The 21,893-nt window shown below is 45.0% G+C and carries 22 protein-coding genes; 10 read left to right on the top strand and 12 right to left on the bottom strand.

Features of this window, described 5'->3' with window-relative positions:
* Positions 1-118: 118 nt before the first annotated feature.
* The 3 genes from VCHENC03_RS11460 (at position 119) to VCHENC03_RS11470 (ending at position 2,915) form a co-directional block, all read left to right on the top strand.
* Positions 119-1,006: a LysR family transcriptional regulator gene (locus tag VCHENC03_RS11460; RefSeq protein WP_009706313.1), complete on the top strand. Its 888-nt coding sequence runs from the start codon at positions 119-121 to the stop codon at positions 1,004-1,006.
* A 204-nt stretch (positions 1,007-1,210) separates the two neighbouring features.
* Entirely contained in the window at positions 1,211-2,392 is a 1,182-nt protein-coding gene (locus VCHENC03_RS11465) for a hypothetical protein (RefSeq protein ID WP_009706312.1), read from the top strand.
* Positions 2,393-2,456: 64 nt separating this feature from the next.
* Positions 2,457-2,915: a TetR family transcriptional regulator gene (locus VCHENC03_RS11470; protein ID WP_009706311.1), complete on the top strand. Its 459-nt coding sequence runs from the start codon at positions 2,457-2,459 to the stop codon at positions 2,913-2,915.
* A gap of 92 nt (positions 2,916-3,007) precedes the next feature.
* Here VCHENC03_RS11470 and VCHENC03_RS11475 read toward each other — a convergent pair whose 3' ends face one another.
* Positions 3,008-3,529, bottom strand: a complete 522-nt coding sequence (locus tag VCHENC03_RS11475; protein ID WP_005439241.1) for a DUF2058 domain-containing protein — start codon at positions 3,527-3,529, stop codon at positions 3,008-3,010.
* A 460-nt stretch (positions 3,530-3,989) separates the two neighbouring features.
* On the opposite strand from VCHENC03_RS11475, the gene VCHENC03_RS11480 reads away from it, so the two are divergent.
* Positions 3,990-5,432 (top strand): glutathione synthase, encoded by a 1,443-nt coding sequence (locus tag VCHENC03_RS11480; protein WP_009706310.1) that lies wholly within the window; start codon positions 3,990-3,992, stop codon positions 5,430-5,432.
* A 55-nt stretch (positions 5,433-5,487) separates the two neighbouring features.
* Here the strand turns inward: VCHENC03_RS11480 and VCHENC03_RS11485 are convergent, their stop codons facing one another.
* The 5 genes from VCHENC03_RS11485 to VCHENC03_RS11505 all read right to left on the bottom strand — a co-directional run bounded on the left by VCHENC03_RS11485 (position 5,488) and on the right by VCHENC03_RS11505 (position 9,604).
* Positions 5,488-5,673 (bottom strand): hypothetical protein, encoded by a 186-nt coding sequence (locus VCHENC03_RS11485; protein ID WP_009706309.1) that lies wholly within the window; start codon positions 5,671-5,673, stop codon positions 5,488-5,490.
* A gap of 163 nt (positions 5,674-5,836) precedes the next feature.
* Entirely contained in the window at positions 5,837-6,928 is a 1,092-nt protein-coding gene (locus VCHENC03_RS11490) for an alkene reductase (RefSeq protein WP_009706308.1), read from the bottom strand.
* A 10-nt stretch (positions 6,929-6,938) separates the two neighbouring features.
* The gene (locus VCHENC03_RS11495) at positions 6,939-7,568 is read right to left on the bottom strand and encodes a GrxB family glutaredoxin (protein ID WP_009706307.1); all 630 of its coding nucleotides are present in this window, start codon (positions 7,566-7,568) and stop codon (positions 6,939-6,941) included.
* A 79-nt stretch (positions 7,569-7,647) separates the two neighbouring features.
* Positions 7,648-8,835: an MFS transporter gene (locus VCHENC03_RS11500; protein ID WP_009706306.1), complete on the bottom strand. Its 1,188-nt coding sequence runs from the start codon at positions 8,833-8,835 to the stop codon at positions 7,648-7,650.
* A gap of 100 nt (positions 8,836-8,935) precedes the next feature.
* Positions 8,936-9,604: an SDR family oxidoreductase gene (locus tag VCHENC03_RS11505; protein WP_005451320.1), complete on the bottom strand. Its 669-nt coding sequence runs from the start codon at positions 9,602-9,604 to the stop codon at positions 8,936-8,938.
* 121 nt (positions 9,605-9,725) lie between these two features.
* Here VCHENC03_RS11505 and VCHENC03_RS11510 point away from each other — a divergent pair, with 121 nt between their 5' ends.
* On the top strand, positions 9,726-10,649 hold the full coding sequence (locus tag VCHENC03_RS11510; RefSeq protein WP_009706305.1) for a LysR family transcriptional regulator: 924 nt from the start codon (positions 9,726-9,728) through the stop codon (positions 10,647-10,649).
* 7 nt (positions 10,650-10,656) lie between these two features.
* On the opposite strand, the gene VCHENC03_RS11515 is transcribed toward VCHENC03_RS11510, so the two are convergent.
* From VCHENC03_RS11515 to VCHENC03_RS11525, 3 genes are read right to left on the bottom strand one after another with little or no spacing between them, the layout of a single operon-like run.
* Positions 10,657-11,199: a nucleotidyltransferase family protein gene (locus VCHENC03_RS11515; protein WP_009706304.1), complete on the bottom strand. Its 543-nt coding sequence runs from the start codon at positions 11,197-11,199 to the stop codon at positions 10,657-10,659.
* Between the two features lie 5 nt (positions 11,200-11,204).
* Positions 11,205-11,579, bottom strand: coding sequence for an MmcQ/YjbR family DNA-binding protein (locus VCHENC03_RS11520; RefSeq protein ID WP_009706303.1), 375 nt, complete (start codon positions 11,577-11,579; stop codon positions 11,205-11,207).
* Positions 11,580-11,598: 19 nt separating this feature from the next.
* The gene (locus tag VCHENC03_RS11525) at positions 11,599-12,510 is read right to left on the bottom strand and encodes a LysR family transcriptional regulator (protein WP_009706302.1); all 912 of its coding nucleotides are present in this window, start codon (positions 12,508-12,510) and stop codon (positions 11,599-11,601) included.
* Between the two features lie 230 nt (positions 12,511-12,740).
* Here VCHENC03_RS11525 and VCHENC03_RS11530 point away from each other — a divergent pair, with 230 nt between their 5' ends.
* Positions 12,741-15,617 (top strand): alpha-L-rhamnosidase-related protein, encoded by a 2,877-nt coding sequence (locus tag VCHENC03_RS11530; RefSeq protein ID WP_009706301.1) that lies wholly within the window; start codon positions 12,741-12,743, stop codon positions 15,615-15,617.
* 101 nt (positions 15,618-15,718) lie between these two features.
* Here the strand turns inward: VCHENC03_RS11530 and VCHENC03_RS11535 are convergent, their stop codons facing one another.
* On the bottom strand, positions 15,719-16,612 hold the full coding sequence (locus VCHENC03_RS11535) for a LysR family transcriptional regulator (protein ID WP_009706300.1): 894 nt from the start codon (positions 16,610-16,612) through the stop codon (positions 15,719-15,721).
* Between the two features lie 159 nt (positions 16,613-16,771).
* Between VCHENC03_RS11535 and VCHENC03_RS11540 the strand changes: the two genes are divergently transcribed.
* Entirely contained in the window at positions 16,772-17,641 is an 870-nt protein-coding gene (locus tag VCHENC03_RS11540; RefSeq protein ID WP_032802785.1) for a Vmh family MBL fold metallo-hydrolase, read from the top strand.
* Between the two features lie 66 nt (positions 17,642-17,707).
* Here the strand turns inward: VCHENC03_RS11540 and VCHENC03_RS11545 are convergent, their stop codons facing one another.
* Positions 17,708-19,258: a DEAD/DEAH box helicase gene (locus VCHENC03_RS11545; protein ID WP_009706298.1), complete on the bottom strand. Its 1,551-nt coding sequence runs from the start codon at positions 19,256-19,258 to the stop codon at positions 17,708-17,710.
* A 252-nt stretch (positions 19,259-19,510) separates the two neighbouring features.
* Between VCHENC03_RS11545 and VCHENC03_RS11550 the strand changes: the two genes are divergently transcribed.
* Positions 19,511-19,939 (top strand): VOC family protein, encoded by a 429-nt coding sequence (locus VCHENC03_RS11550; RefSeq protein ID WP_009706297.1) that lies wholly within the window; start codon positions 19,511-19,513, stop codon positions 19,937-19,939.
* Between the two features lie 61 nt (positions 19,940-20,000).
* Here the strand turns inward: VCHENC03_RS11550 and VCHENC03_RS11555 are convergent, their stop codons facing one another.
* On the bottom strand, positions 20,001-20,708 hold the full coding sequence (locus tag VCHENC03_RS11555; RefSeq protein WP_009706296.1) for a lipoate--protein ligase family protein: 708 nt from the start codon (positions 20,706-20,708) through the stop codon (positions 20,001-20,003).
* A gap of 242 nt (positions 20,709-20,950) precedes the next feature.
* On the opposite strand from VCHENC03_RS11555, the gene VCHENC03_RS11560 reads away from it, so the two are divergent.
* Both VCHENC03_RS11560 and VCHENC03_RS11565 read left to right on the top strand, forming a co-directional pair.
* Positions 20,951-21,415: a hypothetical protein gene (locus VCHENC03_RS11560; RefSeq protein ID WP_009706295.1), complete on the top strand. Its 465-nt coding sequence runs from the start codon at positions 20,951-20,953 to the stop codon at positions 21,413-21,415.
* Positions 21,416-21,494: 79 nt separating this feature from the next.
* Positions 21,495-21,821, top strand: coding sequence for a DUF4156 domain-containing protein (locus VCHENC03_RS11565; protein WP_009706294.1), 327 nt, complete (start codon positions 21,495-21,497; stop codon positions 21,819-21,821).
* Positions 21,822-21,893 lie beyond the last annotated feature (72 nt).

The following is a 21,893-nucleotide window of genomic DNA, read 5'->3' as shown; positions in this document are numbered from 1 at the left end:
GCCGTGTCTGTGAATCAAATACTAGACGCTTGCGCTGAGAGAAAAAATTGGCGATATTGAGTATCACTATTCCAAAAATGGGATAATAGAAATTCATACTCGCTAAAAGGAGCTCTGCGTGAAACGAGTGTTGGATGATTTGCAGGTATTTTGCACCGTGGTAGAAGAGGGCAGCTTAAAGCGCGCTTCTGAGCGGTTAGAAATTCCTCACAGTACGGTAAGTCGACGTATTGAAGCGCTAGAAAACAACTTGGGTTTAGTGCTGCTTCATCGCACCACCCGTGAAGTCAAAGTGTCTACTCGAGGTGAAGAGCTTTATCAAAATTGCTCGGCTCTGCTTGGGACAATTCGACAGTCGATAGATTTCGCGGTGGATTCTGAAGTTGCCTTCAAGGGGAAGTTGAGTGTGTCGATGCCCGTTCGTGCTGGCATTGATTTTCTTGGGGCGTGGCTTATCGATTTTGCAGCAGCGCACCCCGATCTTCAGCTAGATGTTTCTCTGTCGAACGACAACAAGCATCTGATTAAAGATGACATCGATTTAGCATTCCGAGTCGGTCCACTTGTCGATTCATCTGCAATCGCATTGCATTTATGGGATATTCCATACGTCGTTTGTGCCCACCGTGATTACGTTGAAAACCATCAATTGAGTGAACTCACTCTTTCCATCGAACAGTTGGAATCACTGCCCGGAGTGATAACTCGTCCAGCAATGAACTGGATGTTTGTAAACAAGCAATTTGAAGAAGTCGCTGTATCGCCACAGCAAGGTTTGACGGTGGATGATCTTGGTTTGGCGTATCACGCGATTCAGTCAGGCAAATACATGGGTATGTTGCCAGCGTCGATGGTAAAGGATGCAAACATCGTGACGTTACAAATTGAAAACTTAGAGCCTCGTAAGCGTGTTATGTATGCGTACTATTTAGGACGAAGACACGCGCAGAGCCAGATAAAGCACATCGTCGATTACATTCGACAACGCTATCGAGTTATTGATTAGAATACCCAGCATCAAATAGTTGTAAGTACATTCATATCTAGAGAGCTTTGTTTGTGAATAAAGCTCTACTACCACTTTATGATTATTTTTTGTGTTCTCTCTTTATAATGCGTACTTGGTATGTATAATGTAATCCGAATTCATCAATAACCCTAAAATATACCCTTAACAAGTACTGCGTACCTATTAATTGTGAGAACCGGAATGAAAACAAACATCATCACCGCAACAGCATTAGTATCAACAATCGTAATCACTGGTTGCGATGACTCGAGCAACGGATCTGACTCACAGCCAATCAATCCACAAATTCGCGAAGTTTCGATTAATGTACTGAAAAAAGACTTAGTTGATATGGGCATCGCAACACAGGAGCAAATTGACTATGATCGTGATGCCATCATGTGTGGATATAATTTGACCGTCTCTGATGAGCGTGGTGAGCACACTAAGGAAAATATTTGTCTGCAAGAGAACTACACAGCTACAGTTGATGTTGCTGGTGCTGGCGGAGTAGTAATAGACTACCCAGAATCAGAACTTGGCCCAATTTACAAAGAATACCATCTTGATGGTTCTGCAGATATTGGCAAGCACGATAGTTCAGTTACGGTAACTATGTCGAACACGACGTTTGCTTATGTAACGCTAGACGATTCGCTTGATATCTACTCTGCAACGTTGGATGAAAAGAACTTGTATGAAGGCAACGGCTATACGTACGGTTATATCAAGAAGAATGCACAACTAGCACTTGAAACTCGAGTTGGACCTGTTACTGACACTGTGTATTTCGTTGTTGCTCAACAAACAAAATACTCAGTACATTTTGATGAGACAGGTACAGTGATTATCCGTGACGGCTTTGGTGTCCCAGTTGAAATGCCAATTGTAGATCCTGTTATCAACAGCTCTGACATTGTAGGCGCAGAAGTCGTTAGTTTTGGTTATGACGGAATTACTAACTTGCGAATTAACGCTGTAGGCGCTAAAGCAACAATGCCGATTAAACCAAACAGTACAAAAACACTTGCTGATTTTTCTATTAAAAAAGAAGGTCTTCGTGGATCCACCTTTCATGCACCTATTGAGATGGAAATAGGCCTCGGTATGTACGTGAACATCTATCTGGGTGACTCCTGTTCGCACACTGACCCTAAAACGTACACTTACATGATTGATACAGGCGAAGTTTACAAGCAATCAACGCAAACCTTAGCATATTCAGATTGGAATGCATTTGTAAGTGAAAATGGCGGTGAAATCGTTAAACTATGTTCTGAATTGCCAATGGGTAACTTCTATTTACGAATGAATCCGGCAAATGAAGAAGGCAATGGACCTAATACCGATCTAGAATTTGCAATTACAAAATGGGGCTTATAATTAACCCAATCTCTAGGCACTAATTAAGGGCGGTGCGAATGCTCCGCCTTCTTTGGATCAAAAAATGGCAAGAATATCATCAGAAGAAAGAGCCAAACGTAAAGAAGTTTATGACGCAACCATCTTGAATCTATTCTGGAATGAGGGCTGGAACGCCGTGACTTACGACAGACTAGCAAAAGAGCTGTCTATCACTAAATCTACACTACAGAATTACTATCCAAGTCGATTGGACTTCTCAAAAGCCCTTCAAGGAAAAGTCTTTCCTAAGTTCTTTGCGTATCTGAATTTGGACTCAAGAGAACAACTTGTAGTTTCATGGACAAAAGCTCTGTCTCAGCCGGAGTTTCTTAGAGTTCTCAACATGTTCATTACGAGCCTTATCCAAGAGTCAACCCACAAAGACTCATTAAATGGGTTAAAGAAACTTGAACAGGTATTAACTACCAAACTAGGGCCTGAAGCAGAAAAAGATCTGGAGTTGTTGCTTGGCAGAACCGTCATCCGGTTGGGAGACTTATAATTTAGTTAGTTTAAGATTTACGCCCTCCAAACAAACGCAAAAAAGCCGCGATGACCGCGGCTTTTTCATTTTGGGTTCCACGAAGTGGTGCATTACCACATCAGATCGTCTGGTACGACGAAATCTGCGTACGGGTCATCTTCTGCAGGGATATCCGCTTCTGGTTCTTTCTGTTCGATGATGACAGATTCATCGCGTTGAGCAATCTTGTTTGCTACACCACGTGGGATGACAACGTAGCTTTCACCAACAATTGCGATTGCCAAGATGCCTTTGATCAGCTGTTCGCGGATCTCTGACTCAACGTACAGAGATTTCACAAGCGTGCCGTGTGTGAAGTTGTATTTGATGTCGCCATCTTTCAAATCAACCTTGTTCATTTCAATCAGTTGGTTGATTTGCGCTTTGATTTCTTTGTTCAAGCGCTCTGCGTTTTGTTGCTCGCTCAATTGCTTGTCACGCTCTAACTGCTGACGTTTGTTCTCTTCAACCGCCGCTTTTACTTCGCGAGCTTGAACGCGTGATTTTTTAGAGCCTTTTTTCGCTTTCTTCAGTTTTTTCTCGTTAACCAAGCCTGCTTTTAGCATCTGCTCTTGAAGGGTAAGTTTTGCCATGATCTATCCAGTTAGTGCGCCATTTTGTGCATTTTAACCAGTCATCCGCCGCAAAGAAAGAGGGATATACTCAAGTGACTTCAAGGTGCAGGATTCAGAGCGTTGTCACTGATTCAAGTTCAAGGAAAACAACGAAGCGGAATAGTTAGCTCTTTCCAAGTTGTTTGACGAAGAAATTGCTTCAGTGACACGCTCCCGAAGGGCGAGTTGTCTTGGTTCGTATGCTTCGTTAACAATTATTGATTTAGAATCACTAGATCTTCAAATTGTTGCCTCGCCTTCAAACCAAGTCATTCTCGCTGAACCAAGCACCTCGAGGTTACTTGAGTATAAGCATACGGCGGGATATGACTCGGCGCTTTGTTGAGCAAAAAAACGAAAAATAAATCGAGAAAGTGTGCGTCTTATTGCAACTTCCAGCGTCTTAAGTACATTAGGCGAAAAATTTTGAAGCAAAACCATGAGTACCTCAGACAAACAAACTATCCCACAACAAGTGATTGAAGAAGCTTGTGAGTGGGCAATCATGCACGGCGTGGCATTTCGTCAAGCAGATAACACCGCAAGACACTGTCCTTTTAGCTTTGCGCCAATGACGATAGAGCGTGATGTGTTCGCACATTTGAAGAAAGTGACGCCGTTGATCGCCAAGCTGATTAGTCATGTGTCTGAGGATTATGAATTCCTGCAAACCTCTTTAGCCGAGCTAGGCAAAGCGGATACTTTCTTTGAGCGTTTATTGGAACTGCATAAAGAGGTTCACCATGAAGCAGCACGCCAACCCCTGTTGTTAATGCGAACCGACTTTATGGATGATCGTCAACACGGCGCGAAAGTGATCGAATTTAATGGCATTGCGGCTGGGATGGCGCCTTTTGGTCAGCGTGCAACAGAGCTGCATCAATTCCTAAGCTCCCAGTGGGGCAGTGTTTACCAACAATGGTTAGAGGATAAAACGGCAACGCCAGCCGATAACCAAGGCATGCAGCAACTTGCGCTTGGCATTGCCACTGCCGCGAGAAAAGTCAAAGCGCATTTTAATGAAGAAGGCGCACCGACGTTTTTGATGGTGGTGCAGAAAAACGAAGACAATGTGTATGACCAACACTTACTCGAAGTGGAATTGCAGAAGCTTGGCGTTCGCACAGTAAGACGTACCTTTGAGCAGTTAAGTTCACAGCTATTGAGCGGTGACAAGCAACGCCTCTTGCTAGAAAACATCGGCGGTCTTGACGTTGTGTACTTGCGTGCGGGCTATCAATATATGGATTACTTCTCGCCAGAACTGAATGAACCAATCTGTTGCCATACCTTGAGCCAGACTCGTTTGTTCATGGAAAAGCACTACGTAGCGATGAATGCGACCATTAGTCAACAGTTGGCTACCAGTAAATCAATGCAAATGTTGTTAACTATGATGCCGGCATGTGAGTATCAGCGCTGGGGACTCAATGTTGAAGAAGCCGAGTTGGTCAAAAGCGTATTGGCAGAGATGAAGCCAATTAACACTGACACGATTAAATGGTTTGCTGCTTCTGGTAACAAAGACGAATGGGTATTGAAAAACCAAGGCGAGGGCGGTGGTCACTGTATCTTTGGTGACGATATTGCGAAACAGCTGAGTCTACTGCCGCAAGAGCAATACAGCGCTTGGGCTTTGATGCAGCGTTTGTATCCGCATGAAAGAGAAACACCGACGATTGCGGTGCGTGATGCAAAGCAGAGCGTGGTGACGGATCTTGTGAGTGAAATCGGTTTATTCACGGCGCACTATCAAGGTGAACCTGTAACGCAATTGGATGGCTACGCGGGTTATTTGATTCGCAGTAAACCAGCCAGTGAGAACGAAGGTGGTATCCATAGCGGTAAAGGCATCTTAGATTCTTTAGTGCTGGTGGATTAAAGAGAAACACTCTCCATAAGTAAAACATGGAGAGTGTTTTTTGTGGATTAGTCGGTTACATGTGACCCATACCGTGGAACATCCCACCGAAAAGCGCTCCTAAGATACTGAAAATAATACCTAGGATGATCATCGCAGGAATTGAAGCGATAGCGAACTTGACCATAAAGATCACCATCGACATAAATGGCATCTTAATATCAACAACCGTCACTTCTTGTTTTGTAGTTTCATCAGACACGAGCGTTCTCCTAAATTTGCATTCTGAATATGCAGCCAGTTTATTACATCTGAACACAAGAAAACGTTGAACTACTTTGTGCTTTTCCCTTTATGGGATAGCAACTGATTAATCTGAGAAATACGGCACGCTATGAATCGCTATCAGAAGCGGGTAAAGCCTCTCAACCAAGCGCCGGATAGTCTGTATAGCCGTGTTCATTACCACCAAAGAGTGTGGAGCCATCCAGTTCTGCAAGAGGTTGTTGGTGCTGTAAGCGTGCCACCAAGTCTGGGTTAGAAACAAACGGGCGTCCAAATGCCACTAAATCCGCATAGCCTTTCTCAAGTACCTCGTCAGCACGCTCTTGGGTGTAACTGCCCGCGACGATAATCGTGTTGGTGAAGTATTCGCGCAGTTCGATGCGGAAGCTTTCTGGAATCACTGGTGCGTCGTCCCAATCCGCTTCAGACAGGTGCAAGTACGCAATATCACGAGCTTGAAGTTGTTTCGATGCATCAAGGATGGTTGGCACAATGTCTGGGCAGTTCATGTCCTTGAAAGTGATGAAAGGTGCGAGTCGTACTCCCACTTTGTTGGCACCGATGGCTTCGCTCACCGCATCGACCACTTCTAATAAAAAGCGAAGTCGGTTTTCGCGAGTACCGCCGTAGTTGTCGGTTCTGTGGTTTGAATTAGTACGTAGGAACTGGTCAATCAGGTAACCATTACCGCCGTGGATTTCGACGCCATCGAAGCCTGCTTCAATCGCACGTTTCGCGGCATGGGCGAAATCACTCACTACACGGTCAATATCGGCTTGAGTCATGGCTCGTGGCTCTACACAATCGACCATGTTGCCATTGCCTTGTTCGTCGGCAATCCACACTTGGGTCTCTACGGGTTTTAGTGCTGATGGGGCAATAGGCTGTTCGCCTTTTTGAAATGTCGGGTGTGATACACGGCCAACATGCCATAACTGACAAAACATCGCTGCACCTTGCTCTTTTGCTGCTTGAGTGACGGTTTTCCAGCCTGCCACTTGTTCATCAGTGTAGACGCCTGGTGTGAACGAGTAACCTTGCGAATCGCCTGAAATCTGGGTCGCTTCAGAGATGATTAAGCCTGCGGTTGCGCGCTGCTTGTAGTAAGTCGCCATCATTTGGTTTGGAATGTTTCCAGGTTGGCTAGTGCGCGCTCGGGTCATTGGAGCCATGGCTACGCGGTTTTGCAGAGTTAGTTGTTTCAGCTGTGTTGGTTCAAATAGTTTGCTCATGATCGATTCCTTACTTAAGTAGTGGCACTTGGGTTTTGTTGCTTACCGATTCCATCCAATCTTTCACGGTGTTTTCCCATTGGATTTCTGCGGCGCTGAAGAACCCGCGCAAAATAGAAAATAAGATCGCTTCGTCTACCAACGTCACATGCTGGTAGGAATCGAGATTCAACACACTTTTCGCACGTTCGATGAGCGCTTCTACCTCTTTGGCAATGTTTGGTGTGTCTTGCAGAAGTGCGTCAAAATTGAATGCTTCAGTTTCTTTTTTCGCGCGCCAAGCGAGCTGTGCAGACTGAGTGGCAAACTCTGGTAAATCCATGTTTGACCAACGTGGGTAACCCACTTTCTGCAATGGAAGAAACGCGATTTTTTGCCAATCTAGCGCTTGTTGAGATGGTTGGCTTGTTTCACTTGATATAGCCAGTTCAAGGAAGTAAGCGATGATATCGAGACTTTCTGCCATCGCTTCACCGTTGTCTTTGATAAGAAGTGGTACTTGTTTGGTTCCAATCAGGTCTGTTGTGGTTTTGTCGTCGTCATAAGCAATATTGATGACATCGAGTTGGATATTCAGCATGCCAGCAACATAGCGGACGCGAGCACTGAATGGGCAATGTTCGTAAATGTAGAGTTTCATAGTATTTTCCTGGTGATTCGTATTGGGTAGCCCCGCTTGTCCGGGAGGCGTTAAGTCAGGGCTACCAGTAGGGATGAAATTAGTTGTTGAAGCTTGGTGTTAGCTCAGTTTGTTTGCTTTCTTTGCGGTTCGCCTTGGCGATGAATAACAAACCAATCAGTGGAACAATGATGGCTGCGTAAGGGATCATGCCTGCGCCCATTTGGCTATCGAGCACCATGCCGCCTAAGAAACCGCCAAAGGCATTGGCTAAGTTGAACGCTGAGATGTTTGCCGTCGCTGCTAACTCTTGACCTTCACCACCATGGTTCATTACTCGAAGCTGCATTGCTGGCACGTTAGCGAATGACGCAATACCAAATACAAAGGCGGTGGCAATGAACAGAACTTTGCTGTCGACAGTTAGGCCGACCAATACCAGTGACACAATCATTGCGATAGCCCAGAACATGGACGCTTTTTGTAGGTTTTTATCCGATGAGCGACCACCCATAGTGTTACCAACAATCAGACCGACACCAACGATAACCAAAATCCAAGTCACGGCACTTTCACCAAAGCCAGTGATGTGCATGGCGATAGGGGCGATGTAGCCATACAAAGTCATAAACCCCGACCAAGCAAATACGGTGATCGCAAGGCTGATAAGTAGCATTGGGTTTTTGAACGCAGCCAATTGCGCTTTGACGTCTTTTGCTTCGCCATGACCAGTCGATTTGATCACTGAAGTGATGAAGAACAGAGCCACTAAACCAAAAGCAGCAACGGTTAAGAAAGTGGTGTGCCAGCCGAATTGCAAGCCAATCCAAGTACCGCCAGGCACACCTAAAACGTTAGCCAGTGTTAGGCCTGCGAACATCTGTCCGACCGCACGACCTGCCATTTTTTCTGAAACCAAATTGGTCGCGACCACGGCTCCGATGCCGTAGAAAGGGCCTTGAACCAAGCCCGTGATCACTCGGCTGACCATCAACACAAAGTAGTTAGGTGCGAAAGCGGACAATACGTTGCCGAGAATAAACAGCACCATTAGCCCAGCCAGTACGGCTTTCTTGTTAAAGCGTGCTAAGTAAATCGTAAGCAGTGGACCGCCGAACACAATGGCAAGTGCGTAGGCACTGATTAGGTAACCCGCTTGCCCTTCCGTGATGGACAAAGAGTTGGCGACTTGAGGTAGGATTCCTGCAATAACAAATTCCGCGGTACCGATAGCAAAAGCTGCAAGCGTTAAAATCCATACCTGCAGCGGCATTTTTTCTTTATTCATGGGGGAGTCTCTTTTTTTAATTAGTTTTAACCCATTGGTGCCATGCTTTTTTCTTGCTCTGGCACCTTGTTTTTATTTGTTGTTATCCAAACGTGTGTTGTTAGCCAAGCAGTGCGCCACCATCGACATCAATCACGGCACCGGTCATATAGGTGTTTTCAATCAGAAGCAGGTAAGCTTTTGCAACGTCACTGGCTTCGCCAACTTTGCCCACTGGTAAGCTATTTTGTGTGCGTTTGTACATGGCATTTCTGTCGTCTTCGTTCATGCCTTGATACGCCTCAGTTTTGGTCAAACCTGGGCTGACTGCATTCACTCTGATCGGAGCCAGTTCTTTCGCCAGTACTTTTGTGGTTGCTTCAATGGCAGCGTTAATCGCGGTTTTTACGTAGGTGTTAGCAACAACTTTGCGCGATAACATGCCGGAAGTTAGCGTGATTGATCCGCCTTTCTTGATGTAGCGTGCTCCATGTTTCGCTGCGTTGATGGCGCCCCAAAATTTGGTATCGAACGCGTATTTTGCTTGGGAAACTTCTACATCCACCACTTTGCCTGCTGGAGCATAAGAACCTGCTGTGACGATCAGGTGGTCAAAAGCACCAATAGTTTCGAAGTAGTGGTAAACCGACTGTTCATCGCTGATGTCTAACCCTGTTTTGCGGCTTGCTACGTGGACAACCGCATTGTCGCTCGCAAGTTGTTGGCTAAGTTCAGCGCCAATACCTGATGTGCCACCCAGTACGACATAAATGGTTTTTTCTGTTGTCATGATTTGTTTCTCCAATCTCGTTTCGATGGAGTCAGTATATTGATTGGAATAAATTTGATAATTGAGTAATATTTGAATTGATTATTCAGCTCAGATGAATAATGAAGTTTAAGGAGGGAATGTGGACAAGTTTTCGGATATGACGCTGTTTGTCAGCATAGTGAAGAACCAAGGGTTGGCGGCGGCTGGCCGAGAGCTCGGCTTATCGCCAGCAACAGTAACGGCAAGATTGCAGTCGCTGGAAGATCGCTATGGGGTGAAATTACTTAATCGCAGTACAAGGCATATCTCACTGACGGACTCTGGCGCTATGTACCATCAGGCATGCTTGGAAATCATCGACAGCGTCAAAGAGACGGAGAACTTACTCCAAACTGGCACCAAAGAAGTGCGCGGCACACTTAAAATCTCGGCTCCTCGTGATATTGGTAAGCAATACATTTCGCCAATACTGTCGGAATTTAGTCAGCTTTATCCCGATGTGATCCCTTATCTGTATTTGAACGATAACTTATCCAACTTGGCGGAGTCCGGTTTGGACATCGTTATCCGATATGGGGAGCTAGCCGACAGCAACCTTATCTCTCGCAAACTGGCGTCCAGTCGCCGAGTGCTTTGCGCTTCTCCTCAGTATTTGGCAAAGAAAGGCACGCCGATCACGCCACAAGATTTAGCACAGCATGATTGTTTAGCCATGGTTCGCAGCAATGAAGAGTTGAAAACATGGCACTTTCAAGATGAAGAGCAGCACAATGTAGTTACTGTCGTACCGAAGCGGTTTTCTGATGATGGCGAAGTGATTCGTCAATGGGCGTTAGATGGGGCAGGTATTGCGTTGAAATCGATTCTCGATGTGCAAGAGGACATCAAACAGCAACGTTTAGTGACGGTGTTAAATGGCTATATGAAGAACTTCAACGCATCGACCTCTTCTGCAGGCGCAGATTTGAACGTGATTTACCTTAGCCGTCAGTATCAACCCAAGCGACTTCGTTTGTTTTTGGACTTCTTGATTGAACGTTTTCATAGCCAGTTTCCGGAATAAGCAAGGCTTAGACAGCAACCTGCAATTGAGGCCATGTGATTAGCCAGTTTTTGGATTCTACCCGAGATTGAAACAGAACTAATGTTCGCTTGGGATTGTAAGTAACCTGGCCTTCAAACAAAGACTCAAATCCGAACGCGGAAATGCACTCTATGTGGTTCTTTTCGTTCAATCTGACCGCGACCGCTGTCTCTTTTTCTGGCCAGTAACTCATCGCATCTAAGGTACTTTGGTAAGGTGTATCACCATTCCTTAGGTGCATGTTTGCTTGATTGCGAACTTGCCAATTTAGCTCTGGCATTAAGGCGTTTAGTTGGGCTTCGTATTTGAGGTAGGTTTGTTCGTCCAACTCATTCGGATCGAAATAAACAACATCAAGATCGTTTAATGGTGTTGGATTTTGCTTTAGATGAAGGTGATCCCAAACTAGGTTTCGCACAAAGCCTGCAGCAATGTAGCAATCCGGTAAAGCCAGTGTTCGAACACACTCCAAGGCTTGAATGCGAAGTGGCTCTTCTGCCAACAACTGGGCAAGTTTTTCTTCAAGCATCGGTATTACTTCGCTGGTGGCAGTTCAATGCCCAATTCATCGCGTTTTCGCTTACTCAAGCCAAGTGCAACTAATCGATAAGATTCTGATAAATAGTACTTTAGCTCTTCGTCTAGGCGTCCGGAGGTTTCCGTTTGCTGAATCCACTTCATACCACGGTTTGCGAAATAAGGGGCAGGAATATAACCCTCATAATCACTTAAAAAATCGAAGTTTAAAGGAGAAGTCTTAAACGTAAAGGCAGGCTGCTTGTCTTTACTCCAGCCACCAATAGCAAATACCTTTCCACCGACTTTCCAAACGTGCGCGTCGCCCCATTGAACAACATGGGAAGTGGCAGCGAATGAGCCACAAAATTGATTAAATTCTTCGTATGTCATTGGGTTACCTCAATAGTGATTAGCTTAAATTTTGGGCTAACTTAGTGATGTGTGCAATCAAAGCCAAATGAGATTCCGAGGTTTCCCTTCTATGGCGATAGATGCCGACAGTCCCCGGCTTGGGCTGTGTGTCCACGGTTAAGATTTTCAACCCTAACGATTGTAAGTAGTCGCTCAGGTGGCTGGTATAAGACATCACGGCTATGCCACTTTTTAGTACATCAATACTCGCAAGTAACGAATCGACTTCGTAAGTTGGGCGGTTATCAAGTTGCTGACGTTCCCTTTCGTTTTGCTTGGGAATAGGGTTGTCTAAAACATGGTTAAACTTTTTTGCATCATAGGTGACGGATAGGGCGGGGTATTCATGGAGCATTTGTTTCGTCACCACTTTACCCAAAAGTGGATGATTGGGAGAAACAAAGTAAGCGTCAACAGTTTGAAATAAAGGAATAAAAGTAACATCACACTTTGACGACAACCCTACAATTTCATGACCAATGAAGAATTCAATTTGCTCATTAATCAAAGAATCCATTAAGCCCAAATGATTGCCAAATTCGACGTGTGTAGATGCGGATGGTTGATGAGACAAATGTTCATCTAAGGCTTGCTTTACGAACAAAGGCCACCACGCGTCTCCGGTTCCTATTTTTATTTTGCCGACTTGATACTGCTTCCTCTCTTCAATGCCTTGCATCATTTGATTGTATTCGTGCTGCATCGCGTCGCTATGACGATAGAGAATACGACCAAACTCGGTCAGAACCATACCGCTTTGGTGGCGTTCAAAGAGTGTGACGCCAAGAGACTCTTCCAGCTTTTTTAAATTACTCGTCATTGTCGGTTGGCTTAGTCCGGCCATCCTTGCGGCGGCACTTATGCTTTGACAACGAGCAATCAGTAAAAATTGCTGTAGAGATTTGTCCATTGTTATTCCCCTTTTTGAAGCAAGGTTTCTTGGGGGTATTGTGCACAATTTCTTTTATAAATCACAAATCTGCTATCTGACATAATTGAATTTATTAGTGTTTCATAGATCTAAATCACTATTGGTGAGCAACATATAGATATTGTCTATAAAGCTTGCGATTTTACCTATTTTTCTCTGAAGAGCGTCTTCCTTAGACTGTCGCCAAAATAACAATCTAAGGGATGAACATGAAACCAAGTTTTATCGCGCTTGCTGTTGCTGCAACGATGGGGTTAGTTGGATGTGGTTCAGATTCTGATACCACAGAGGTGGTCGATAAACCGATTATTTCGGAAGACCTTTACTTACGCGGATTGAATGGCGATTGGGGGACTGCAGAACACGCGAAGCTGAAGTATTTAGGGAACAATGAATATGAAACGGTGTTGCGTGTAGCGCGAGGCAGTAACCAATTCAAGATTGCCGATCCTGGCTGGCAAATCCAATACACTCATTTTGAACAGCCTGCGATGTTTGATGAGGCTCAGGACTACTTACCAAAACCAGAAACGAATGAAGCGTGTATGAATGACGACTGCAATTCGGAAATCACGTTTGAAGACAAAGGTTACTATAAGTTCTCTGTGAGTTTTGCGGATGAAAGCAGCGCGACGATGACCGTAACAAAAGCCACGCAGGAAGAGGCAGAGAAGTATTACTCAGATGCTATTTTGGATCCTGAAATGGTGCATGAGGGGCATCAAAATAAAGAACTAAAACTGTTCCGAAACTATGATGACAGCAATGAAACAGTGACATTTTCAGTCAAGGATCCTAAAGCAGAACTGCGTGAATTTGGCATCTCAACTACGACGGAACTGCGAGATGCGCTGGATCAAGGCATGGTGATTACGGAGAAAGAAGGGCCGCGTGTTGTATCTGGCGATCTCGCGTTTGATGCACTGTTCGCTTTGACGATGAAAGAGCTTGATCAACTTGCGGTGTCTGAAATCAAAGACGGCAATTACAACTACAACAAACCAATAAAGGCAGAAGTGTTTGAGACAGGTGCCAAGTGGCATTACGTTTGGACGCGTGATTTGGCATATGCGGCCGACCTTTCCCTTGCATTGATGAATCCTACGCGTGTTGAAAACGGTTTGGAATTCAAGTTATCAGCCTTCCGAGACTCAACAGATCAACAATACGATGGCGAGCAAATCGTCCAAGATACAGGCACTGGTGGCAGTTGGCCGATCAGTACCGATAGAACAACTTGGGCGTTAGGGGCAGAACGTTTACTGTCGGCATTGGATGGCGAAGCTTACAACCAATTCGCAGAGCGCGCTTACAACGCAGTTAGCAACACGCTAGAAGCCGACCGTTTAGCGGCGTTTGATCAAGACTCAGGTTTATACACTGGTGAACAGTCGTTCTTGGACTGGCGCGAGCAGACATACTCTACGTGGACGCCAGATGATGTTAATGCGATTGGTAGTAGCAAAGCGTTGTCTACTAACGTGGTTCACTATCGAGCAATGCGCTTAGCGGCGAAGTTGGCAGAACAATTTGACTCAAAAAACGCGGTGAAATACGCAGATTGGGCTGAGCAGTTAAAAACGGCAATCAATACTGAGTTTTGGAATGAAGAGCGTGGTATGTACGTGAGTTACTTGTTCGATAACGGGCAAGATATTGCTGTCGACAAATATGACATGCTAGGTGAAGCGCTTGCAATTATAAGTGGCATTGCAAGTGATGCTCAGGCGAAGCAAATTATGGAAAACTACCCTCATAGTGAGTTTGGTGTTCCAGTTTACTTCCCTCAACAGCTAGGTGTTCCGGTTTATCACAACCGTGCGATTTGGCCATTTGTCACCGCATATAGCTTGCGCGCTGCACATCATACCCAAAACGTGACAGCGGCTAACAATGCGATTCAATCCCTAGTTCGCGGTACCGCAACGAACCTATCAAATATGGAAAACTTGGAGTGGTTGTCTGGCAAATCGTTCATTATTCATAGCGATCATGGTGCAGATGCTTCTCTTGATGGCCCAGTAATTAACTCTCAGCGCCAGCTATGGTCGGTAGGTGGTTACCTCAATATGGTGGTCGAAACTATCTTTGGTATTCACACTGAAACAGGGCAATTGGAAGTTAAACCGTTCATTACAGGATGGGTTCGCAATCAACTTTTTGCTCAATCAGATCAGATTACATTGGAGAACTTTAACTTCAAGGGGAAAAACTACTCTGTGACGGTTCACCTGCCAGAAGCACAAGATGAGTCAAACGGTTACTATCCAGTGGAAGAGGTGACGGTTGATGGTAATGGTCACTACCAAGTCACCTTGGGTAGTCTTGTTGCTGATGACAGCAGTATAAAAGTGGTTGATGGAGTCAAACCTTACGCAACGGAAAGTGAAAAAGTCTTTTCTCCAAAAGAGCCTAAGCTCGATGTCACTCGCGCTAACAATAATGTGACGATTGGTGTAACTAGTGACTACAACATTAACTTGTACCGCAATGGTCAACTGATCCAAAGCAATGTTAACGGAAAAGAGTACAGCGATACCTTAAGCGGTTATGCGTGTTATTTGGCAGAGAGTATTAATGAACAAGGCTTCCGTTCTAACCCAAGTGAACCGGTTTGTGTTGGCGAAGATATTCGCGTCAAACTCGAGGGTGATTACCAATCGCTAAAAGACGATGTATCGGTAGTCACTGTCAGCAAAGATAGTGGTGATGTAAATGGTCTGAGTGCTTTCACCGTCCCTACTAGCGGGCGATACCAGTTGGCGGCGTGGTATAATAATAACCTAGGTCAACTAAACACCGGTATTACTAACGCAGTGAAAGAGCTCGAAGTTCTCGACGAATCTGGTCAGTCAGTTGGTAAAGGTTACATTCAAATGGGCCATATTGGTGAGAACAAAGGTATGCGTTACTCAACACCGATTGAAGTTTCCTTGGAACAAGGCAAATCATACCGACTGGTTCTCAAAGACCATTTCAATATGAGTTACTTGAAATCTAATGAAACCTACATCTACTCAGGTGGCGTAGATGGCGAGATGAATGAAGCGCAGATTGCTGATATCCGCATCACACCGCTTCAATAACGTGAATTGAAGTTCTAAGAAAAAGCCGCTGGTTTATCCAGCGGCTTTCTATTTAAGTAACCACTGGAGGTTCGTTGTAACATGAATGCTCAGAAAAGTGCTCACCAGCGTTTGGATTCCGACATGCTAGTGGAGAGGTGGTCGATAAAGGCTCTTAATAACGGTGTGACTTGTTTACGTGTGCCATAGATGGCATGAACGCCTAACGTTTTTGGGTGCCATTCTGGTAACAGCTGAATCAACTTACCCTCAGTGAGCAAATCCTTCACGGTTGGGAAAGGCTGTAAGCTGATTCCGTTACCATTTAAAGCGGCAGCAAGCAGTACTTCTGGGGTATTCGCGCTGATATTGCCTTTGATGGAGACTGATTCATCACCGTTTGGTCCAGAGAATATCCACTCGGAACGACCAAAATAGCTAAAGGAAAGACAATTGTGGTGTCCTAGGTCTTGGGCGTTTAACGGTGCCCCTTTTTGTTCGATATATTTGGGGGACGCACATATCACCGAGCGGCATTCACCTAATTGCTTTGCTACGACATTAGCAGGCAACTCATTGGTGATGCGTATGGCAAGATCAATGCGTGATTCCACGAGGTTTACGGTTTCATCTGTCGACACAACATCAATCGCCACATCAGGCCATTGTTCAACAAAGCTTGTGATTGCATCAATGAGGAAGCTACTCACAATGGAATAGCTTGCGGTAATACGCAATTGACCTTTTAAATTCACTCGATTTTGGTTTCGGATTCCGCTTAGGGATTCTTCAAGTGCAAGTAGCTCTCGTGCAATCTCAAGCGTCTCTTTACCTGCACTGGTTAAACTGAGGCTTCGAGTTGTGCGGTGGAGTAAACGAGTATCCATCCATTTTTCGAGCTCACCTAAATAACGTGTCACTTTGGTTCGGGACATGTCGAGGTGCTCTGCTGCTGCACTCAAACTGCCTCGCTCTACGATCGTGACAAAGACATTCATTGCCTCAAGTCTGTCCATTCTTTTGCTTCACCTTAAGAAAATCGCCGTCACAGTATATGTCCGGATTTCGCAACAGTGAAAGTTAATTTGCTGTCTATTTCATCTAAAACCAATCAAATAAGATGACCTCACATTAAACGAGCCGCATGAGTTGGTTCTCTAACACGGAATAAGATGATGAATAAGCGTTCAATTACTCTACTGATCACAGCACTAGCGGCATCGAACTATGTGTCGGCTGCGGACTTAACGATTACCCACTACAACCCCGGTGAAAATGCGATCTTTCCTGCAAGCTCTGTGCTTGTTTCTGGTGAAAAAGAGCTGATGTTGTTTGACGCACAATTTAGTGTCAAAGACGGAAAAAAGTTGGTGGAACAGATTAAAAAGAGTGGCAAAGAGCTGTCGATGATTTACATCAGCAGCGGTGACCCAGACTATTATTTTGGCCTAGAGCCTATTGTTGCGGAATTCCCTGATGTGAAAGTGGTTGCGAGTGAAGCGGTTGTTAAACATATCGAGCGAACAAAAGACGCGAAACTGGCGTACTGGGGACCGATTTTGAAAGAGGGGGCACCATCAAAAATTGTTGTGCCTACTGTACTCAATGACACCACTCTGACGCTTGAAGGTAAGCGCATTGAAGTAAAAGAAATCAATACTCATGATGCTTACCTATGGGTGCCTTCAGAGAAAACGGTATTTGGTGGAGTATCGGTTTACAGTGGCGTTCATGTTTGGATGGCGGACACTCAGTCAAAACAAGAGCGTGCTCAATGGTCTCAATCGTTGGAGCGTATGAAAGCACTGAAACCAAAAACCGTGATCCCGGGACACTACCTTGGTGATATGCCGAAAGGTGTGGAAGGTATTCAATTCACCATGAACTACATTGCAGACATTGAGCATACGTTAGAAAAATTAAATAAGCCATCATCAAGCGAGATTTCGGCAGCGATGAAGGCTAAGTACCCACAATTTGCTGCTACAGAAGGCGATTTAGAACTGGGCGCGAAAGTGCTAAGTGGTGAAATGGAGTGGCATTAATCTAAGCCTGCTATTCGCCATACTACACAAAAAAACAGCCCCTCATTGTGAGGGGCTGTTTTTTTATTATTTAGCTACTTGCGGACGTGGCTTACGACGTTGTCCTGATGGCTTGTTGCCTGACGGTTTACCGCTGTTAGGTTTGCGGTTACCTGATGGTTTACCACTGTTACCGTTTTTATTTGCGCCCGGTTTGTTTGCACCAGACTGGTTGTTATTCGGTTTGTTACCGCTTGGCTTGCCGTTTGAGCGAGCTTGGCCGTCACGGTTGCCTTTTGGCTTGCCAGCGCCGCCTTTGCCAGATTTGTTTTCGCCTTTACCGTTTTTGTTGTCGCTGTTGAAACGACGCTTTGGTTTGTTGTTACCGCCGCTGTTTTTCTTCTCAGCAGTTTGACCGTTTTCACCTTCTGCCTTTGGCTTCTTAGGTTTTTTCGGTTTCTTTGGCTTGATAGGGCGAGTATCTAGCTTCGACTCAGGCAATACGTTCGTTGGTGCGTAGCCTTCCAGTTCTTTACGAGGAAGCAGCTGTTGAATCAAACGTTCAATCGCAAACAGTTCTGATGCTTCAAGTGCGCACACTAGAGAAATCGCTTTACCCACTTCACCAGCACGACCGGTACGACCGATACGGTGAACGTAGTCTTCTGCCACTTTAGGTAGTTCGAAGTTAACCACTTGCGGAAGCTGAGGAATATCGATACCACGCGCAGCGATGTCTGTTGCAACCAGCACTCGAACTTCGCCAGATTTAAAGTCAGCCAGTGCTTTAGTACGTGCGCCTTGGCTCTTGTTACCGTGAATTGCTGCAGCTGTAATCTTTTGGTCGATTAGGAACTTCGCTAAGCGGTTTGCGCCATGCTTGGTTTTGGTAAATACCAATACTTGTTTCCAATCACCGTCTTTGATCAGTTTGACCAGCATTGGCGCTTTCTTCTTCACGTCTGCTGGGTAGATGCATTGTTCTACAGTGCGTGCTGTCGAGTTGGCAGGGTTTACTGAAATCTCAACAGGGTTGTTTACCAAACCTTTTGCAAGGTCGCGGATTTCATCAGAGAAAGTAGCAGAGAATAGCAGGTTCTGACGTTGCTTAGGCAGTAAATCAAGAATCTTGCGAATATCGCGAATGAAGCCCATGTCTAGCATGCGGTCTGCTTCGTCCAGAACCAGCATTTCAAGTTGGTCAAACTTCACTGCATTTTGGTTGTATAGGTCCAATAGACGACCTGGTGTTGCAACCAATACGTCCGCACCTTTACGTAGGCGAAGCATTTGCGGGTTGATCTTCACACCACCAAATACCACTGCACTCGTTAGAGGTAGGTGGCGGCTGTACATGAATACGTTTTCTTGCACCTGAGCCGCAAGCTCACGAGTTGGCGTTAGCACCAATGCGCGGACTTGGTTGCTGCGTACACGTGGACCGTTCGACAGACGTTCAAGAATCGGAAGCGTAAAGCCTGCCGTTTTACCTGTACCAGTCTGCGCTGCTGCCATCACGTCTTTCCCTTCCAAAACAGCTGGAATTGCTTGTGCCTGAATTGGCGAAGGGGTGTCGTAGCCTTTTTCCTGAATAGCTTTAAGGATTGGAGCAGATAGACCTAACGAGGTAAAACCCATATGTATGATTCTCAATTGTCGAGTTAGATAACAAGGCGTCGAATTTATGTACGACGCGAAAAGTGCGACATTCTGAGGCTTTTAGGCGTTAGCTTCAACTATTTCTGTCATGGATAATTTTTTGAAGCAGATCTCATTTCTCACGACAGCGTCAAAATGCAGTATTTACCTCAAGTTTGCTTGAGGTTTTAGAGTGTTTAACAAGCAAAAGGAAAACTAAAACGATAACCCAAATTAACAAGGAACAACGTTATGAAAAGCTATGTTGAACACGCCAATATCTCTGTCGTAAATGCGCGCAAAACCATTGAATTTTTAACCACCGCTATTCCAGATTGGACAATCCGTGGTAGCGGTAAGCTTGATGACTGGTTTGGACGCCCTATCGAATGGTTTCATGTCGGAGATGAGCATTCTTACATTGCGATCTCCGATGGTGGAGATGGCGATGCTGGGCATTGGACGACCCATTTTACTGGCATGAAGCACCTCGGGATTGTTGTTCCAGATGTTGATGCGCTCGTTGCTCGATTAAAAGAAGTGGGTTATGAGCTTGACCACTGGGGCGCTGAACACCCATTTCGTAAAAACGTCTATTACTTGGAAGATCATGGGATGCAGTTTGAGTTTGTCGAGTATCTGTCAGACAAAGACAGCGAACGAAATGATTACACTCAGTAGCGTTTATTGAATCAAGGCTGGAGCAAGGTATAGAGCGTATACCTTGCTCTTAAGAGTGAGGCTAGTGCTTGGCGTGATCCAAAAAGGCTTGTGTTAGCAGTTGGAACAGTGCGTCAGTATCTGGCCTTTCTTCTATGTGATTGAATAGGGGAGTGTGCACATCGCCGCGAATATCATCGTTATGCCCGCATAGACGATTACACAACTGTACAGGTTCAACGATCTTTTCTACGTCCGCATCAATAAGAATGCAGGCTTGAGAGAGCACCACTTGCCCGCCGCCTTTCTTCAGTAAGACTCGTTGTGCGGTTCCTACCACTTTTTGTCCATTGATGTTTAGGTTGTAGTCCCCGTCACAATAGGAGTTTGGGGTTGCGTGCACATCAACCTTCACTCCGAGTTGTTCAAAGAAAACCTCTAGGACAGAACATAAGTCGAGATACGCTTTTTTGATGTCGTATGGTTGACCTTCTGGCCAATGATAGATGTGAGATAGATTAATGATTCCAGGAACTTGGGGGACGGGTGCGCCGCCAGTTTTTCTAGAGAATAGTTTCCAGTTAGTGTCCTCAAGACCTTGTTCTAGCTCGTCTGAAATAGGCCACTTCTTGCCCGCAGGAAGGACGAGCGTTGGGCTTTTCACTTGCCACAACAATAAGACTTGAGAGAGTTGATCCGTCTGCACGAGTTTGATCAGCTCATCTTCTTTACTGAAAACATCTGCAACTTCAGTGGATTGATAGCGGATCAGTTTATTTTTGGAAGCCAAATTCAGTTCCTCTTTTCATCTACCCTTCAGTTTTACTCCAATTCCGTCACAAAATCCAATCACAACTCTGTTTTTATTTGAAAGTAAATGTTCATTAAAAACATTAAGTTAAAACCTTCAGGCGCAAATATCGAGTTAGGTTTACGGTTTGTTTTTGATGCAAATGTTGCTTATGCAATGATTGTTGTGTAATCTTTATTTTGTACCGCTACTCACATCAAATCAAAAAAGAGAATATCGCTATGAAAAAGTCACTCAGCCTAGCTCATCGACTCAGCTCTATCAGTGCCTATCTGCTCATCATGAGCTTTTTTATTAGCACCGTGTTGGTTGAATTATTTGGTGATCACCAAGCTATCTTGTTCGTCAAAACCTATATTTCTTATGCGATTTGGGCAGTAGTACCTTTAATGGCGGTAGCTGGTATTACGGGGTCTAAGATGGCTCCTAATGTAAAGAAAGGCCCATTAGCTGCAAAGAAAAAGCGTATGCCTTTCGTTGCGTTGAACGGCATCTTGATTCTTGTTCCATCAGCCATTTACCTTCATCACTTAGCGGAACTTGGACGCTTTGATACCACTTTTTACGTGGTTCAAATCGTGGAGTTAGTTGCTGGGTTCACTAATTTGACTTTGATGACGTTGAATATTCGAGATGCAAGAGCGTTAAAACGACCAACAAAAGCGCCTAAACAGGCTGTTATGTAAAGCATAAAAATAATTTGTTGGTCATCGTCTGGGTGATAAATAGAATCCGCAGACTATTTAATTCTAAGGCGATGAAATTATGAAAAAGTTAATGACTGCTGCAGCATTAGCAACGTTGTTAACTGGCTGCGTGACCTTCCCAACGCAAGAGTCCGAGCAAGTGAAAGTGATTTGGGATGATGTAAATGCAATCGCAAACTGCCAGCACCTAGGCACAGTAATGGGCTCAGAAGGCCACTTTTACGATTACTGGCTTCATGCAGACAAAGACATGGTTTGGGGTACGCTAAACCAAATGCGTATCAAAGCCGCAGAGCTAGGGGCAGATACCCTTTACTTGTATCAACCACTTGGTTTCTCAAGCTCAGTGACCATGTTCGCTAACGCGTATCAGTGTCAGAACTAAAAGAAAAGCAGACGTTAATGTCTGCTTTTTTCGTTTTGGTATTTGCCTCCAAGGCGTAGCAAGGAACGACAA

The organism is Vibrio sp. HENC-03 (assembly GCF_000305755.2).
In the GTDB taxonomy this organism is placed as follows: Bacteria; Pseudomonadota; Gammaproteobacteria; order Enterobacterales; family Vibrionaceae; genus Vibrio; species Vibrio owensii.
This window is presented reverse-complemented; position numbering and strand designations above follow the sequence as displayed.

What these genes read in the sequence shown, in the direction of transcription:
- VCHENC03_RS11465 (WP_009706312.1), top strand. Translation starts at nt 1,211, where the DNA reads ATGAAAACAAACATCATCACCGCAACAGCATTAGTATCAACAATCGTA.
- VCHENC03_RS11470 (WP_009706311.1), top strand. Translation starts at nt 2,457, where the DNA reads ATGGCAAGAATATCATCAGAAGAAAGAGCCAAACGTAAAGAAGTTTAT.
- VCHENC03_RS11475 (WP_005439241.1), bottom strand. Translation starts at nt 3,529, where the DNA reads ATGGCAAAACTTACCCTTCAAGAGCAGATGCTAAAAGCAGGCTTGGTT.
- VCHENC03_RS11480 (WP_009706310.1), top strand. Translation starts at nt 3,990, where the DNA reads ATGAGTACCTCAGACAAACAAACTATCCCACAACAAGTGATTGAAGAA.
- VCHENC03_RS11490 (WP_009706308.1), bottom strand. Translation starts at nt 6,928, where the DNA reads ATGAGCAAACTATTTGAACCAACACAGCTGAAACAACTAACTCTGCAA.
- VCHENC03_RS11495 (WP_009706307.1), bottom strand. Translation starts at nt 7,568, where the DNA reads ATGAAACTCTACATTTACGAACATTGCCCATTCAGTGCTCGCGTCCGC.
- VCHENC03_RS11500 (WP_009706306.1), bottom strand. Translation starts at nt 8,835, where the DNA reads ATGAATAAAGAAAAAATGCCGCTGCAGGTATGGATTTTAACGCTTGCA.
- VCHENC03_RS11505 (WP_005451320.1), bottom strand. Translation starts at nt 9,604, where the DNA reads ATGACAACAGAAAAAACCATTTATGTCGTACTGGGTGGCACATCAGGT.
- VCHENC03_RS11515 (WP_009706304.1), bottom strand. Translation starts at nt 11,199, where the DNA reads ATGCTTGAAGAAAAACTTGCCCAGTTGTTGGCAGAAGAGCCACTTCGC.
- VCHENC03_RS11520 (WP_009706303.1), bottom strand. Translation starts at nt 11,579, where the DNA reads ATGACATACGAAGAATTTAATCAATTTTGTGGCTCATTCGCTGCCACT.
- VCHENC03_RS11525 (WP_009706302.1), bottom strand. Translation starts at nt 12,510, where the DNA reads ATGGACAAATCTCTACAGCAATTTTTACTGATTGCTCGTTGTCAAAGC.
- VCHENC03_RS11530 (WP_009706301.1), top strand. Translation starts at nt 12,741, where the DNA reads ATGAAACCAAGTTTTATCGCGCTTGCTGTTGCTGCAACGATGGGGTTA.
- VCHENC03_RS11535 (WP_009706300.1), bottom strand. Translation starts at nt 16,612, where the DNA reads ATGGACAGACTTGAGGCAATGAATGTCTTTGTCACGATCGTAGAGCGA.
- VCHENC03_RS11540 (WP_032802785.1), top strand. Translation starts at nt 16,772, where the DNA reads ATGAATAAGCGTTCAATTACTCTACTGATCACAGCACTAGCGGCATCG.
- VCHENC03_RS11545 (WP_009706298.1), bottom strand. Translation starts at nt 19,258, where the DNA reads ATGGGTTTTACCTCGTTAGGTCTATCTGCTCCAATCCTTAAAGCTATT.
- VCHENC03_RS11550 (WP_009706297.1), top strand. Translation starts at nt 19,511, where the DNA reads ATGAAAAGCTATGTTGAACACGCCAATATCTCTGTCGTAAATGCGCGC.
- VCHENC03_RS11560 (WP_009706295.1), top strand. Translation starts at nt 20,951, where the DNA reads ATGAAAAAGTCACTCAGCCTAGCTCATCGACTCAGCTCTATCAGTGCC.
- VCHENC03_RS11565 (WP_009706294.1), top strand. Translation starts at nt 21,495, where the DNA reads ATGAAAAAGTTAATGACTGCTGCAGCATTAGCAACGTTGTTAACTGGC.